This is a genomic window from Catenovulum maritimum, from assembly GCF_001050375.1.
Lineage (GTDB): Bacteria > Pseudomonadota > Gammaproteobacteria > Enterobacterales > Alteromonadaceae > Catenovulum > Catenovulum maritimum.
Window position 1 is genome coordinate 232,481 of the sequence record NZ_KQ130484.1, and the last position, 16,502, is coordinate 248,982.

Below are 16,502 nucleotides of genomic sequence, written 5' to 3' on the forward strand. Positions count from 1 at the left end.
GTATTCTTTATGATGTTTTATGCTTTTGTGTCTATTAAATTACCCAACATTTCATTAGCCGTTTCGAAGCTTTTTAAATTAGCACTGGCTAAATTTTTACTATTGAGTAAATCGGTTAAATTTGTTGTTATATCAATTTTTGCCGCGAGCTTAGTGTCGGCTACTTCTGCTTGAACCTCTTGTGTTGGTCGAGCTATATCTACTGAAGTTTGGCTGACTTCATGCTGGGCTCTTTGTAAACCTTGCAAGCTGGTATTAAAGGCGTTTTGAATATTCAAAATTTAATACTCACGCAAAAATGAAAATATGGGCAATTATTAACCAAAATTCACTTTTTTTAAAGCATTAACTCACTTCTGTGCTATGTAAATCGTTAAAAATGGCAGCTTTAAATAACACTAATTGTTCAATAAATTCTTTTGAATGTGAAATAAAGGGCGCATGCGACGCTTTTGCAAAAATATAGCTCTGACTTTTTGGCGCTAATTTCTCTATTTTTGTCACTGCTTTTATCGGCACTAGGCTGTCTAGTCTGCCGTATAGACGCAAGCTAGGCTGTTGAATTTTTGATATTTGTGCATTTAAATTCACGGTTTCTAGTAATTTTAATCCCTGACTCAAAACATGAGTGGAAGGCATTGGGTAGCGGCTGAGTAATTGCTTTAAGGTTTTAATATCTTGTTTTGCGGTTTCACTCCCCATCATTTGAATCGCCAAAAAACGATCCAACGTTTTACTGTAATCTTGGCTGAGCTGTTGTTGGAATGTACTTAAAACTTGAGGCTTGATTCCAGGCCACTCTTCAGCTTGCTGGAAATGACTTGTACTGGCAACTGTGACTAGAGCGAGACATTTTGATGGATAGTTAATCGCAATATACTGTGCAATTAACCCGCCAAGAGACCAACCTAGTATGATCCCCGGCTGTTCTATGTTTTGGCAAATTTGGTCACTAATATTTTCTAAACTATAGTTATCAGGAAAGCATTCGGTGTGATTTCCGTAGCCAGGGATATCTATAGGGAATAGATTGAAGTCTTGTTGCAGTTCTTGTTCAATAATTTGCCAAACGGCCTGGTTCATTCCCCAGCCATGAATTAAATATAAATTGGGTTTCATATTATTAATGAATTAGGTGGTTTGATGCAGATTTTATCACAAAAAAGGCTTGATACTGTTAGCTTATGTATTTTATGTGAAACACAATTAAAGCACGAAAGTCTTGTTTGTAGCCTATGTCAAACTGATTGCTGTCAATCCAATTTGGAGTGGCAAGACATATTATTAAGAGCGGATGCTAGGCATAGTATTCAAAATCAGTATTTATCTAAACTTTATAGCTTTAATACGCATGAGTATCCTTTTGCTAACTGGATAGCCAAATTTAAATATCAGGGGAATTTGCTTGCAAGAGAGGCTTTATATCAGCATGTCTTATCTCGTTTGGCGCTTAATTCTGAATTTAATTTAGTTGAGTTCGATTTAGTGGTACCAACGCCAATTCATTGGACTCGGTTTTGGCTTAGGGGGTTTAATCAGGCTGAGTGGATTGCTCGCATAGTGGCTGAAAAACTAAAGCTAGAATATGCACCAATAGTGAAAAAGTGTAAGTATACGCATCAGCAAATGAGCGCCAACGCAAACGTAAGGAGAAGCCAATTGCAAAATAGCTTTAGTTTAAAACCAACCCAGTTAAAGGGGTTAAATATTTTATTAGTCGATGATGTCGTGACAACAGGCGCAACCTTGAATCAAATCGCTAAGCTACTGATGAAAAATAAGGCTAGCAGTGTTAGCGGCTTAAGCTTAACTTGGGCAAAACTAGACTAAATCTTAATTTACGGGTTTAAATTTATCAAAGGCGAAAAGTAAAGGCTGTTATTAAATACCCGGCTGCTGGTGTGCCAATATCCTCTAAATAAAGGGTTATAACTAAAAGCGATGACTTGACCTTTTTGCACTTTGGTAATGGCAGTCGATACTGTATTAGCGACCAAGCTGATATTCTCTGGACTAGCGTATCCCGCGACTAACGGTGATTCTAGATAAAAACCATGACTGCTAAATGGCATGCTAGATTCTAACAATAAGCTTTGATCATTTTTAAATATATTGAGCTTAGCTTGTTTAATACCAAAAGAAATCGGGTGGCTTAAATCTAGGTTTGTACTGAAAACACTGCCAGCAATTCTACGTTGAGCAAAGTAGGACTCTTTATCTTTATATTGGTAGTTTTGATACTTGAAAGGCGCTTCTAAATCACGGCTGGTTAAAAAATCATTGTGTATTAATTTATTTCGACTAGCCCAGAGTGAGGCTTGTTTAAATGTAATTAAGGTACCACCTTTATTCAACCAAGGTTTAATGCTTGAAGTAATTTCATCTATTTCTTTTCCATAGTCACCATCAACTAATATTAAGTGGCTATAGCGGTTCAAATCAAACTCAAGTAGTTTATCGATAGAAAGCATAGAAAGTGGAAGCTTTAACTTTTGATCGAGTTGAAACCACACCTCGCCGATTTCTGTCGATTTAATCTGATTGCCAATAACGACAGCAACCCTAGGCTGTTGCAATTTTGTAACGTTAGAGCTTCCTAAATCAGGACCATAGCTAGTTAAACCTGAATGCAGTGAATGATAGGATAAGTTGTATTTATCCATTAAAGTGGATAATAAGGCATGGCTATCGGCAGAGTTTTCACCTGCGATAACTATGAGTGTACCCGGAGCCAATACTAAAGCCTGCTTTTGTGTTGTTATCTTAATTAATTTTTCAGTAACTCTAGTGCTTATTTTATGTTTTAGTAATTCAGATAAAAATGGATAACTATCTGGCGAATCTAATTCAAATGCCCAAGCATAGGCTGTTTCATCTAATTTGGATTGAGTTTGTTCAGCTTCTATATATCCAGCTTGTGGTTGAGCTTTAACACCAAAAAATCGACTTGTTACGGCTTGGTATTTAATGCCATGAGCTAACGCTAAATTCCAATTACTTACGTCATAAAAAGTATTGTCTGCAAATTCGGTTTGCTCGCTAAATATACTTTTAATCATAGTGTACTGGCCTTGCACTAAAGGTATCCAGTAGCTTTTTTCCGCGGGGTATTCATTATCTTCAGCTTTAAAGGCCTGAGTTAAGGCATAAGCCTTTATCTGATGCTGATTAAGTGTTTCTAAGAAACGTTTAAGCCTAGTTTGGTTGTGAGCGGTAACTAGGTAACCAGAATGTTTATCTGATTTAGCTTGTTGAATGGCTGTTCTGAAAAAATCCTGTTGGTAATCTAGTAGTAGATTAGCTTGTTCAACTGCGGCTTTGATTATCGCCAAGGAAGCTGTGTAGTGATTTTGGATTGTTTGACCAAAGCTTAGTGGGCCTGAATCAGTCTCTATTACTTTTCCTTTGCTCTCCGCTTGCTCTAATAAAATTCCAATCCCACCTTGTAGATCTGGATACGTAGAGGCTTTACCTATGTAAAAATCGTCAAATCTCTCTTCACTAAAATATAATAAACCTAGTTTATCGAAGCTATCTGCGACATATTGGGTGAGTTGTTTGGTTATTGATTGATTTTCTTTTGGGGTTAATGGGTTAGTTCTGCTGCTGATCCCAGGTTGAAAAAAGTAACCTCTATCAGATTGCATTTCATGGAAATCAGCTAGTAAATTAGGCTTCCATTTATGGTACATAGAGATGCGTTGCTGTGATTCAGTTTGGGTTAGAGGTAGCCAATCTCTATTTAAATCAAACCAATAATGATTCCCCCGGCTATTTGGCCAAGATTCATTGTGTTCTATATGTTGTTTGTCTGGTGTTGAATGCAAGCTGGCATAAGTTCCCAACCAATTTGAGTAGCGATCAAAGCCATCGGGGTTGGCAACCACATCGATTAAAATAATCGCTTTATCTAGCCATGAATTGTGTTCTGTATTGGTATTTTGACTAAGCGTATGAATTAATTCTATCGCCGCATGCGCGCCACTTGGCTCATCACCATGCGCAGAATAGCTTAACCAAATAATGACAGCTTGTTGCTGAGTTTCAACTTTGGTTGCAAACGGGTTATTCAGCTGTTCATGTTTAATTCGGATGAGGTCGAGATTTTTTAAATTTTGAGCGGATGAAACGGCGACCAAATTTAGCGTCCTGCCTTGGTAGGTTTGGCCATAAGGCATCACTTTTACTTGCTCACTCTGTTGTTCTAAGTATTTTAAATATTGAGTGACTTGGTCATATCTTAGGTGCTTTTCCCCGGTTTTATGACCAAAAAAACTTTCTGTTGAAGTAGGCTGAGCGATTACCTTAAATGTAACAAGTAATAGCGGTAAAAAAATAAATGCGGCTAGAATATTTAAGGGCATAAAATTAAGATAAATTTAAACAAGGACTAATTGAAAAATCGGATTAACTATACCAGTTAGATACAAAAAAAGCTCTTTATGCTGAAGTAAATTTGAATCAAGGCTTTTGCCTATGGCTATATCGAGTTATTATATAGACATAACCGAGTATTTTAGTCAGGTAATTAAATTATGAGTGAATCTCAACCTATCGTCACCATTTCTGAAACAGCCCAGTCGCATTTTGCCAAATTATTAGAAGGGCAAGCAGAAGGTACACAAATCCGCGTTTTTGTTGTTAATCCAGGCACACCTAATGCAGAGTGTGGTGTTTCATATTGTCCACCAGATGCAGTAGAAGAAAAAGATATTAAGATCCCATTTAATGGTTTTGATGCGGTCGTTGATCAAGATAGTGCACCTTTTTTAGAAGAGGCGGTCATTGATTTTGTAACTGATCAAATGGGTTCTCAATTAACTTTAAAAGCGCCAAACGCGAAAATGCGCAAAGTAAGTGATGATGCAGATTTAATTGAACGAGTTGAATATGCAATTGTTAGTCAAGTTAACCCACAACTCGCGAGTCATGGCGGTAAAGTAACATTAACTGAAATTACTGAAGATGGTGTTGCTATCCTTCAATTTGGTGGTGGTTGTAATGGTTGCTCTATGGTTGATGTTACTCTAAAAGAGGGAATTGAAAAGCAATTATTAGAACAGTTCCCAGGTGAGTTAACTGGGGTTAAAGATGCAACTGAACACCAAGCTGGTGATCACTCTTACTATTCTTAATAAAATTAGTTAAATATGTATAAAAGGTGGCAACTTTGGATTATTCGCTTAGGTAGTGAACCAGATAAAAGTTGGCGTCGATTTTTTATCGGTCTAGTTGCATTTTGGATTGCAGCTGGACTGACTTGGTTTTCTGTCGATTATCAGGTGTTCTGGTTTTATTTGAGCATTATTCTGCTTATCCCTAGTTTTCTCTACGCTGTTTATGGATATATAGGCATATTCTCTAATCGTTTTGGCCGATTAATAGAACAAAGTGAAAAATATAATAAAACGTTCAGTAAAGATTGAGTTGATGTTTTATGACAAACGCTAAAAATTATTCATTTCTAAAACGCATCACAACTTGGTTCACCTACTTTATTTCTCTTATCACTATGGGCCCGTTAAATTTAGCGGCTGAATCTTTTGATTCTTCGGCTAACCAGCTAGTGATTTTGCAATATCATCATGTAGATCCCAAAACGCCTGATAGTACCAGTATTTCGCCGCAACAATTTTTAATTCATATGGAGCACCTTGCTACAAATGGCTACCAAATTGTTCGGTTAGAACAGGCCATAGATAAAATTAAACGCGGAATTGCGTTAGCTGATAAATCAGTCGCTATCACCTTTGATGATGGCTATAAAAACTTAGCTAGGTTTGCTTTACCTGAATTACAAAAAAGGAAATGGCCTGCAACTATATTTATTAATCCTGGTTTGCTTGAAAAGCATTCAAGTCATTATTTAAGTTGGGACGAATTAAAGCATTGGTCTTTACAGGGGATGACAATCGCTAATCATGGTTGGCAGCATGATTATTGGATTAGAAGAGAGGCTGGCTATAGTGCTAAAGAATGGCAGCAAAAAATTAAGACCTCAATCTTAGAGACTGAAAAGAGTATTAAACAACAAATTGGTGTGAGTCATAAATTGGTGGCTTACCCATATGGAGAATATGACACTTGGCTGCAGTCTTGGTTAATCGATAATCAGTTTATCAGCTTTGGTCAACAAAGCGGGGTGGTTGCTAGTTATTCTGACTTTTCTGCTTTACCTAGATACCCTGCTTCTGGCGTGTATGCTGATATATCGACGTTAAAGCAAAAGTTAAACACCTTTGCTTTGCCTATAGACTATCAAAAATTACCTAGCCCTTTGGCTATGACTGAAAACCCTCCTCAGTTACATCTATCCTGGTTAAATGAAAGTTTTGCTGTTGATACTCGGTTCGCATGTTACGTTTCAGGGCAGGGGAAAGCTGAGATTCTAGCTGAAGTTAAAAGGGTTAAGATTCAAGCACAAAAACCGTTAAATCTAGGTCGCTCAAGATATAACTGCACTTTGCCTGTAAAAGGAAAACCTAATTATTATTACTGGTTTTCTCAACCTTGGTTAAGCTTAGAAAGTCTCGATTAATTTGTATTCTTGCTTGAGTAGCTTGTTTAATTTATTGCTCTGCTTGAGCTAAAGGTACATATTCAACTTTATAGTTTTTATCTTCGATAAATCGTTCATTTTCTGCCGCAATACTAGCTGCTTGCAGTACTGCTGGGCCTGTCGGTTCCATTAAAACGTAAAAGTTACCTTCTATTTCTAGGTATTTATCCGCTTGAGTGTAGGGGATTTGTAGGCCTACTAAAGCATGTTCCGGTAAATAGATAATAATAATCCCCATATGCGGGTAAAGTGCGCGCATGACACTGGCAAATAAAGTGCTTTTACTATCGCAGTCGCCTTGATTCTCAAGAATTAGTTTATTTGGGGGAACAAAACCACTGCCTTGTGAGGTTAAACGGTTTTCTAATGTTGAATAAGGAATGGTCTGAATCCAGCCTAAAAAGTAGTTGACGACATCTCGGGTTGCTAAGCTGCCAAAGTTTTTTTGCGCATTTTTTATTAAGCTTTGAACTATAGGTGTAGATTCGGATGCGATTCTGACATGGTCGGGTTTTACAAATAATACACCTGTGCTGTCTGTGTAATGGTTGTAGTAATTATCAGTTAAATATTTTTCTTGAGCTAAAGCTTGTTGTTTGAGCAATTCATTAATCGCAGTTTGTCTTTCTTCATTATTATCACTTAGTACCTGGAAGCTCACATTTGCGGTATTTTTGTTGACGATAATCTTTGTTTGTCTTGTTTTTAATTTAGCGGCTGTTCGCTTTAAAGCTATATATACGTTTCGTTTTGCAACCTTAGGCCGATAGGTTTTCATTGTTCTAAATAATTCGAACAGGTATTCATGCTCAACATTAAAGTTCAATGTTTGCTGCTTTTCTTGGTGATCTAACCAGTTATAAAAAAATTGGCTATAGCCTTTTTGTTTTGTCATTTCAAACTGTAACTGCTTCGCGTTTGAAGCGAAAGGCAGGGCAACTAATAACAGAATTAGATGCAAATGTGATTTTTTTAGCACTATTTTCAATTCTCAGTTTACAGATCTTAGATCTTATCAAATACTGATTAAACACAAGCTAAGTTTAATCGTTGGGACAAATTTTGCCAGACAGGATATCACAGCCAGAAATTGCTCAGTTACAGTACATAAGAAAAGTACTTAAAAAACAAGTTAAACTCGCCGCGTTTAATGACGAGCTCGCTTGTCTTGTCGGCGATTGGCTTAGCGTAGAAATGATAGAAATCAGCTTGGATAAGCTAGACAGGGTTAAATCAGAAGCACTGGATTCGTTTTGTTTATTAAGCAAAGGGGTCTGGTACTACAATATACAATTAGAAGATGAGCAAGTTCTTCGCATTGTGAGTGAAATTAAAAAAGTCAATCAAGCCAAATTTACGCTGCTTGAAATACTATTTTCAGAACTATCAGAATTTGTTAACCAACTTTTACCCAAGAAAACATCCCAACGACGCAATAGTTTACTTAATGCGGTTGAATACTCGCCTAACCCAATTGCTTTGCTTGACGATGATGGCTTTCCACGAGTCAGTAATGCCGCATGGAAGTTAACTCTAGGTGACTTTGGTCAAGATTCAATTTTAACTAACGAACTATTTATTGAGCACGAAAGTATAAGTAAAACTTTCACCAATATCCGAACGGGTATGCAAGACTATGCATCTATGCAAGTTAGTCTTATTTCAGATAAAGGTACGGAGCAATGGTATTACTTAACGGCTAATGCTGTAACAGATGTGAATCAAATCTCGCGGCCAATAGCGATGCAATTAACCGATATCACGCATTTAAAGCGAAGCGAATTTTTACTGAAAAATAGGAGTGAAGAGTTAAAAATTGAGCGAGAAAGGTTAAACGCGATTTTAGATAACTCCCCAGATATGATTTATTTTAAAGACTATGAGCAGAAACTGGGTTCATATCTAAACGTAAATAAAGCATTTTTATCTTGGTTAAATATTAGTAGCCAAATCACGGGGCAAACAGATTTTGAAATTTACACGCAAGCTGTCGCAAATCAGTTGCAACAAATTGATACGGAAGTGATTGCTACAGGTGAGCAAGCCAATATGACTCATTGGGTAGAGCTACTCAATGGGCGCAAAGCTTTACTTGTTACCCATTTATCTGCATTTTACGATAAATCAGGTAAAGCAGTTGGTATTTTAGCCGTTTCGCGTGATGTTACAGAAGCCAAGCAACATGAAGAAGTATATAAATTATTACATGATAGTGCTTCTAGTGCATTAATCATGAGTAACGATAATGGCATAGTCAATTGTAATTCTGCTGCTTTAAATATTTTTAATACGAATCGGAAAGAGGCCTTACAAGGAAAAACCTTACTTGATTTTTCACCTGTTAAGCAACCAGATGGACAAGCTTCAGAAGCTAAATATAAGTTAATGCACAATTTAGCTAAGCTAAGGGGCCAGCATAAGTTTGATTGGTGTCTACACGATTCAGAGCCTAAAACTATTGAGGTGAGTTTAAGTGTTATCTCAATTCATGGAAATGAAACGTTACTTTTTACCATGCATGATGTTTCCGAGCGCAAACATCAAGAGCGCATATTAAGAGAAGAAAAAAAGCAAGCTGAAGTGGCCAGTGCAAAAAGAAATGAATTCATCAGCACGATAAATAATGAAATTAGAACTACATTAAATTCAGTAATAGGTCTGACGCAAACCAATCTAATTGCGACAAATGTTGAACCTGCAGAGGTAATTCAGTCGATCAACCACTCTGCCCAGTCTTTGCTACTACTGGTAAATGATGTTTTAGATTATTCTAAAATAGAAAGTGGGGAGTTAACGCTGACATTTGAAACTTTTGATTTGCAGCAGCTGTTAGCTGATTTATCTCAAATGTTTACGCCACTCGCCAGGGATAAATTTTTGCCCTTAGAATTTAATATATCTCCTTACATACCTAGATTTGTGACGGGGGATTTAATCCGAATAAAGCAGATATGTATAAATTTATTAAGCAATGCGATTAAATTTACCACTAAAGGTCAGGTTATATTCAGCTTATCTGTAGAGTTTTCAGAGCAAGGAGAGGCTCTACTTATTGGCCAAGTGAAAGATACAGGTAAGGGCATAGCCACCGAAGAATTAAAACAAATCTTTGATGAGCATTTAATTACTTCAACTCGGGCTTCAAATGTTTCTGGTTTAGGGTTAGCCATTACCAATAAGCTATGCAATATGATGAATGGCAGCTTAAATGCTAAAAGTGAATTAAGAAAAGGTAGCGAATTTAACTTTCAGGTCGAAATACAATTTAATTCAGAGTATCTGGCTGAAGAGAATATAAACTTTGAAGCTATACATGTGTTGATTATTAACGCTTCGGCAGAAGGTTCTATTTTTCAGTTTTTAACGTCGAAAGAGGTTCGGTATAAAGTTTTAGATTACTTGCCGGAAAACTTAGCTGGCTATGATGCCTTATTTATATTTGATCCTAGCCTACTTCAGCAGGACTTCGATGCTGCAAGTTTAGCTATTCCAAACTTCTGGTTTGCCTATCAAGATGAACATGAATATCTCTTGTCTCATTTTGCCATAGCGGACTTTCAAATTGTTTCTTGCCCTATTATTCATTTCGAGTTGCTGGACCTACTCAAATTAGTGATTGGCCAAGTCATGCCGGTTGATTTGAAAGAGTTTTCATCCATGGCTTATCAAGAAAATAGCGTGAGTAAGTCAAATAAGGTGGAATCTAGTTCTGATAAGGCTTGCAACTCTGTCTCTCTTCATAAACAATTAAACATAATTAAAAATGCTGTGATAAATAATGAATTTATTGAAGACAGCCAAAGAATTAAATTAGGCCAAGTTATTGAACCTGATGTTAAAAAACTGGTTGAACAACTAAATAATGCATTAGACGAATTTAACTATGATGAAGCAACTAAGTACGTTGCAAAGATTGAATCTGTGGTTAAGTAAGCGGCAAGCTGAATTTTGGGAGATAAAATGAGCGGTCGATTGTTAAAAAAATTAAAATGCTTAGCTGTTTTAAGTACTTGCCTCTTGATTAACGGTAAGGGTTTCGCAAGCGAAATGCCAAGTGAGCTGGAAAAACTCAAAGTATTAATTGAAAATAATGATACTCAAGCCAGTTTCGAATTAGCAGAGCGTTTGTTTGACGAGTATGCAGGCGAAGCTGAATTTGATTATATGTATGCAATTTCTGCCCGTAAGGTCGGAAAACACCAACATGCTATTTTCGCATTTGAACGGGCAATACTTGCGCAACCTAATAATGTTAAATTTCGCTTTGGCTTAGCGATTGCTTATTTCGAGCTAGATAACTTTGCGGCTGCAAAATCAGAGCTTAAGCAAATCCTTGCATTAAACCCTTCTAAGTCAGTTGTTCAAAAAGTTGAACAATATCTGGATTATATGGATGGCAAGATAAAATCGACTCAAACCCGCCTATTAGCCAGTATTAAATATGGTTTAATGTATGATTCTAATGTCACATCTGGCGTTGAAAACGCTTTAATTCCGAGTTTATTTTCGGCAGCGGACTCTTTTGTTGTTGAATCCGATTTAGGTCAAAAATTAAATGCCAATTTAATTTATCAAAAACCTTTAACTAAACTATCAAGTTATTCGCTAAGTGCTGGGTATGGCACAACTCGGTATCAAGATTTGAGTGATTTAAATAAGTCAAATCTTGATTTGGTTATAGGCTACCAACATCAAGTGGAACAGCTAAATTATAAACTAAATGGTTTTTATCAAAAATTTTGGTTTGGTGGTGATTCATACCATGATGTTTTAGCTTTAATCGCTAGTCTAGACTGGAAACAGGACAATCAGCAGACTTATACGCTAAATTCGAGTTATGCCCAAATTGATAATAAGCAAAATAATGACCAAGATATTAATAATTTTTCATTAGGTTTGAGCTATAAATATAGACTTGACCAACACTTATTTTCTGTTGGACTAACTCATGCGCAAGACAAAGTCGACACTCTGACCAATGCATCACAAAAGTACCAAAGAAAAATGAATGCTTTTCAATTAAGCTGGTTAATGCTTATTAGCGATTGGGGGCGGGTGTCAGCCAGCTATCAGAAGCAAAAAGCGAATCATGATTATTTAGATGTGACAACACGTAATCCAGCTAGTTTATCCGCGTTGTTATTTAGTCAAATTAGAGAAGACGATACAGACAATATAAAAGTTAATTTTGACTATACTCTTAATAAGAGCTGGCAATGGCAAACTCAACTCAAGCTTGTCACTAAAGACAGTAATCATTTCTTCTATAGTTATGATCGCAACCAATTTACGACTAGTGTCAAATATAACTTCAATTAGGATAGTGTTATGAAGCGTTTAAAATGTAATCTAGCTAGCCTATGTACACTTTCAGCTATCTTATTTTCATCTTTTAATTCTTTTGCACAAGATACAGCGGGCAAAACGATTATTGCTAAAGGCACAGTTGTCGCTTCTTCTTCAATCGATAGTGAGAGAAAGCTTAAGCGACGTTCGCCAGTTTATAAGATTGATACAGTGATGACAGGTGAAAACAGTCGAGCTCAATTTAAAATGATGGATGGCGGCTTATTAGCTTTACAAGCCAATACTCAACTAAAAATAGCAACCTATAAATACGACCCAGAGACGGATGAAGGCTCAGCTGTTATGGAGCTTATTTCAGGTGGTATAAGAACTGTTAGTGGAAAAATTAAAAATAAAAACGGTAGTTATAAACTAAATACGCCTGTTGGCAGTATTGGTATTCGGGGTACGCATTTTGAAGTGGAAATTGTGGAGGGTGACGTATTTTTAGCCGTTTGGGACGGTGCTATAGACATCACAACCGATACCGGGATAGAAACAAGTGTATTTTCATTGGGCGATAATGAAGGGTTTAGTTTTGCCAGAATTGACACCAGTGGCGATGTTGAAGGTTTAGTTAGCCCTCCTCAAGTTTTTGAAGATGGCCATTCAAATAGTGTTAATCGGAAACAATCTCCAGCTGCCGTAGGAACTGAAAATACAGAACAAGAAAATGCAGAGGTTGAAGTAGAACAAACAGAGAGCCTAGAATCAAATAACCTAGCTCAACCTCAAGTTGCTAGTACGAGTAACGAAGAGGCTGATGATAACCTAGCCAGTGTTGCTGAGATTGAGTTAGCTGAGTTACCGGAAAAAGTCGCGGCAATAGAAATTATCACAGAAGCAGTTAATCCAATAGCGGATAGAGTTGGTACGGCTGTGTTTGACCAGCTTTCTATTAGCAGTTCTACTGATAATATCCTAGAGTCTAGTATGGTGATGGACATTAACTTTGATAACAATACTGTCGATAATGGTGAGTTAGTTATTAAAGATGAAGGTGGAGAATGGCATGCGGCCTTTAATGGCACAATTAAAGAGGCGAGTTTAGATATAGGCGTTAATTTTGCTTCCTATAATGATATTGAAGCTGAAGGCGGAATATCTGGGCAGTTTGATAGTGCCGTGAGTGTCTTAGGACAAATAGAATTAAGTCAGATAGAAACAGAAACTGCTGGCGAGATAGAAACTATTTCAGCGCAATACAGGCTCGGCGAATCGCTTGAGCAGTAACGCCGAAGTTTGAATTATGTGTGCTAGTTCAAGCTTATAAATTTTATTCTTTCTGGGTAGTCGTGGATGCGGTTATCTAGTTTTGCTTCTGGTATATTAGAATGCATGTTTTTTGTTCAAAATAAATAGATATAGAGCCTTTATCAAAGAACAAATCACTGAAATAAATGGATCATTTAAGTGTTTTTTACTTTAATCAGGTTTACACTTAGCTTTGAAAAGAACGTTTATAGCTCGATTTGTAAACGCTCCGCAATAGAAAAGGTATTTTAATGCAGGTAAAGTTTTATGGTGTTCGGGGATCTATGCCGGCATCTGGCCCAGAGTTTGTTAAATATGGTGGAAATACTGCCTGCGTTGCTATTGAACTTTCTGATGGTACTGACATTATTCTTGATTCCGGAACCGGTATCGTTAAATTAGGGGATGAACTTTTCTCTAAAACTACGCCTATCCATTTACTGCTGACCCACAATCATTGGGACCACATTCAAGGTTTCCCTTTTTTTACACCTGCTTATCAGAAGAAAAGAAAAATTTTTATCACCCCTGGTCAAACTGAGCCAAGAGAAGTCGACGCAGTGTTGAAACAAATGTCTGGCTCATGGTTTCCAATTAATTACAAAGAACTGATGGCTGATGTCCAGATTAGGACTTTACCGTCGGAAACTGAAACCTGGAAAATAGGTTGCGCAACTATTTCACGTAAAAAAATTAATCACCCTGGTGGCGGCAGTGCATACTTAATCGAAGACCAAGGTGCTAGAGTTGCATATGTTACCGATAATGAATTATTTCCTCCTTACCCGACAGCTACTAGCTATGAGGAATGGATAGAATTTTTAGATGGGGTAGATTTGCTGATTCATGATGCTCAATATGTCGATAAGGATATGCCGGTTAAACATGGCTGGGGACATAGTTTGATTGACCAAGCCGTTAAATTAGCTTGTGAAGCAAAAGTAAAGCAATGTGCTTTGTATAGCCATGATTATACTCGGACAGATCAAGATATAGACTTGAGCCAGCAGGAAATTCAAGATTTTATGATTCAGCAAAAAGTTAATTGTAAAATATTTTCTGCGTTTGAAGGTCAAGTTATTAAATTTTAATGTCTTTATTCAGGTTCAGCGCCAGACTGACATCTATTTTGATAGGGCTTACCCTAACAGCCCTAGTTATCGCATTTCAACTTTCTCCTCATGGCACTTTTGGTTACGAACAATTAAATAAATTTGATGGCATCTTCTATGATTTAAGGTTGAAGGCGACCTTACAATACCGAGAAAACTTTAACGATACCAAAATTTTAATTATCGACATTGATGAAAAAACCATGCGAGAGCAAGGTCGATTTCCATGGAGTCGTTTTAAAACCGCTGAGCTAGTCGACCGACTGTTCGAGGCTGGTGTCATCGTCATAGCATTCGATGTCATGTTTTCTGAACAAGAGCAAAATCCTATTGAACTAATTTATCAGAGACACCCAGATAAACTAGAATTACAAGGAGTGCTCAATCCACTAAAAGATAGTGTTAACGCTGATAAACATCTAGCCCAAAGCCTGACCCAAGGTGATGTGATTTTAGGGGTTTTATTTGAAGATCAATTAGTTGCTATGTCGGGGCATTTACCAGATACGGTTATCCGTACTGATAAAGAAATTGATATGTCTAAGCTGACAGCTGTCAGTAAGCCTGCTTTTATCGGTGTGATTGATGAATTATATCAAGCTGCACAAGCAGAAGACGCCGCAATTAACCAAGCTTTTATGAATTCAACACCAGATGCTGATGGCTCTATTAGAAGAGCAGCATTAATTATTAAGCATAAAGATCAGCTTTATGGCTCATTGGCATTTGAAGCCGTAAGAGCCTATCTATTAGCTGAACAGGCTACTGTCCTCACCGCAACCCAAGGTGGTTATCACAATATAGTCGGAGTGCAATTAGAAGAGTCTTTCATCCCAACTGATATTAATGGCAGTGTCTTAGTGCCATACAGAGGTGGTAAAAGAAGTTTCCAGTATATATCTGCAACGGATGTCATTGAAGGCCGAGTAGATGAAGCTGTTTTAGCTGATTCAATCGTTTTTGTTGGGACATCTGCAGTTGGTTTGGCTGACTTACGAGAAACACCTGTGGGTATTCAATATCCGGGGGTTGAAGTACATGCAAACGTTGCCGAAGGTATTTTGCATCCAGAAGTTTTGAATTACACCCCAGATATTACCTACGAATTAATGGTGTTATATCTATTTGTGTTTGGTGTATTAGCTAGCTGGATTTTCCCCAGACTGGGACCAATTAATATGGCAATCACTGGCACAAGTTTGATTTTTATCACTGTGCTATTTAATTTACTTGTATTAGTGCTCTGGAAAATTGCCTTACCTTTAACAACGCCTTTGTTGCTGATCTTTTTAATTACCACAGCTAACGTTTCAATTGGATTTATCACTGAGCGTAGTCAAAAACGGAAAATTAAAGGATTTTTCGATCAATATGTGCCACCTGCGCATATAGATAAAATGTTGAGTGAACCAGATTCTGTGACTTTTGATGGCGAGAGGAAAGTCATGTCTGTACTTTTCTCGGATATACGTAGCTTCACCACAATTTCAGAAAGTTTAACAGCGAGTGAATTAAAACAGTTATTAAATCAATATTTTTCACCTATTACCGAAACCATATTAGAAAATAAAGGAACAATAGATAAGTATGTCGGTGACATGGTTATGGCCTTTTGGGGAGCCCCTCTTGATGATGCAGACCATGCTACAAACTCAATTGCAGCGGCATTTGATATGCTCGCAATAACAGCTAAGCTTAGAGAGGAATTTGTTGCTCAAGGCTGGCCTGAGATACATGTAGGTATTGGGATTAATACAGGTGAAATGAATGTTGGCGACATGGGTTCTGAATTTAGACGTGCCTACACAGTTTTGGGCGATGCAGTTAATTTAGGCAGTCGATTAGAAGGGCTAACTAAATTTTACGGTTTAGAGTTTTTGGTTAGTGAATCGACTAAAGATCAAGCGCCTGGGTATGCTTACCGAGCAATCGATAAAGTTAAAGTGAAAGGTAAGAACGAAGCTGTTGCTATTTTTGAGCCGATTAAACGCTTGGCTGATTTAACAGCTGATGAGAAAGAGCAACTCGACTTACACAATCAAGCCTATGCATTATATCTAGAGCAAAGGTGGGACGAGGCAAGTCAAGTGTTTACTAAACTACTAAATTTATCCTCTGATAAACTACTCTATCAGTTATACTTAGACAGAATTAAAGAGTTAGAGGCATTGGGTTATATTGAATTTTGGGATGGTAGCTATACTCATACGAGCAAATAAAATATTTGCGTG

Annotated in this window: 13 protein-coding genes; 9 read left to right on the forward strand and 4 right to left on the reverse strand. The window is 37.2% G+C overall.

The window, feature by feature from the left end; all coding sequences use genetic code 11:
• Positions 1–17: 17 nt before the first annotated feature.
• A complete protein-coding gene (locus tag XM47_RS05210) occupies positions 18–278 on the reverse strand; it encodes a hypothetical protein (protein WP_048690461.1) in 261 nt (86 codons plus the stop codon).
• A 67-nt stretch (positions 279–345) separates the two neighbouring features.
• A complete protein-coding gene (gene bioH, locus XM47_RS05215; RefSeq protein ID WP_048690462.1) occupies positions 346–1,119 on the reverse strand; it encodes a pimeloyl-ACP methyl ester esterase BioH in 774 nt (257 codons plus the stop codon).
• Between the two features lie 24 nt (positions 1,120–1,143).
• Here bioH and XM47_RS05220 point away from each other — a divergent pair, with 24 nt between their 5' ends.
• Positions 1,144–1,830, forward strand: coding sequence for a ComF family protein (locus XM47_RS05220; protein ID WP_048690463.1), 687 nt, complete (start codon positions 1,144–1,146; stop codon positions 1,828–1,830).
• A gap of 8 nt (positions 1,831–1,838) precedes the next feature.
• Here the strand turns inward: XM47_RS05220 and XM47_RS05225 are convergent, their stop codons facing one another.
• A complete protein-coding gene (locus tag XM47_RS05225; RefSeq protein WP_048690464.1) occupies positions 1,839–4,364 on the reverse strand; it encodes a M14 family zinc carboxypeptidase in 2,526 nt (841 codons plus the stop codon).
• A gap of 189 nt (positions 4,365–4,553) precedes the next feature.
• On the opposite strand from XM47_RS05225, the gene nfuA reads away from it, so the two are divergent.
• The 3 genes from nfuA to XM47_RS05240 are packed head-to-tail and all read left to right on the forward strand — an operon-like array spanning position 4,554 to position 6,538.
• Positions 4,554–5,135 (forward strand): Fe-S biogenesis protein NfuA, encoded by a 582-nt coding sequence (gene nfuA / locus XM47_RS05230; protein ID WP_048690548.1) that lies wholly within the window; start codon positions 4,554–4,556, stop codon positions 5,133–5,135.
• A gap of 15 nt (positions 5,136–5,150) precedes the next feature.
• Complete coding sequence (locus XM47_RS05235) at positions 5,151–5,426, forward strand: hypothetical protein (protein WP_048690466.1); 276 nt, start codon at positions 5,151–5,153, stop codon at positions 5,424–5,426.
• A gap of 11 nt (positions 5,427–5,437) precedes the next feature.
• Positions 5,438–6,538: a polysaccharide deacetylase family protein gene (locus XM47_RS05240; RefSeq protein ID WP_048690468.1), complete on the forward strand. Its 1,101-nt coding sequence runs from the start codon at positions 5,438–5,440 to the stop codon at positions 6,536–6,538.
• A gap of 31 nt (positions 6,539–6,569) precedes the next feature.
• On the opposite strand, the gene XM47_RS05245 is transcribed toward XM47_RS05240, so the two are convergent.
• Positions 6,570–7,454 carry a hypothetical protein gene (locus XM47_RS05245; RefSeq protein ID WP_149865455.1) on the reverse strand — a complete coding sequence of 295 codons (885 nt, stop codon included), beginning with the start codon at positions 7,452–7,454 and terminating at the stop codon, positions 6,570–6,572.
• Between the two features lie 167 nt (positions 7,455–7,621).
• Here XM47_RS05245 and XM47_RS05250 point away from each other — a divergent pair, with 167 nt between their 5' ends.
• From XM47_RS05250 to XM47_RS05270, 5 genes are all read left to right on the forward strand, one after another.
• Positions 7,622–10,492: an ATP-binding protein gene (locus XM47_RS05250; protein ID WP_149865456.1), complete on the forward strand. Its 2,871-nt coding sequence runs from the start codon at positions 7,622–7,624 to the stop codon at positions 10,490–10,492.
• 27 nt (positions 10,493–10,519) lie between these two features.
• A complete protein-coding gene (locus XM47_RS05255) occupies positions 10,520–11,878 on the forward strand; it encodes a porin family protein (RefSeq protein WP_048690474.1) in 1,359 nt (452 codons plus the stop codon).
• A gap of 9 nt (positions 11,879–11,887) precedes the next feature.
• The gene (locus XM47_RS05260) at positions 11,888–13,138 is read left to right on the forward strand and encodes a FecR family protein (protein ID WP_048690476.1); all 1,251 of its coding nucleotides are present in this window, start codon (positions 11,888–11,890) and stop codon (positions 13,136–13,138) included.
• A gap of 272 nt (positions 13,139–13,410) precedes the next feature.
• The gene (locus XM47_RS05265) at positions 13,411–14,250 is read left to right on the forward strand and encodes an MBL fold metallo-hydrolase (RefSeq protein ID WP_048690478.1); all 840 of its coding nucleotides are present in this window, start codon (positions 13,411–13,413) and stop codon (positions 14,248–14,250) included.
• A complete protein-coding gene (locus tag XM47_RS05270) occupies positions 14,250–16,490 on the forward strand; it encodes a CHASE2 domain-containing protein (RefSeq protein WP_048690480.1) in 2,241 nt (746 codons plus the stop codon). Before XM47_RS05265 ends, XM47_RS05270 begins: the two co-directional genes overlap by 1 nt.
• Positions 16,491–16,502: the final 12 nt, after the last annotated feature.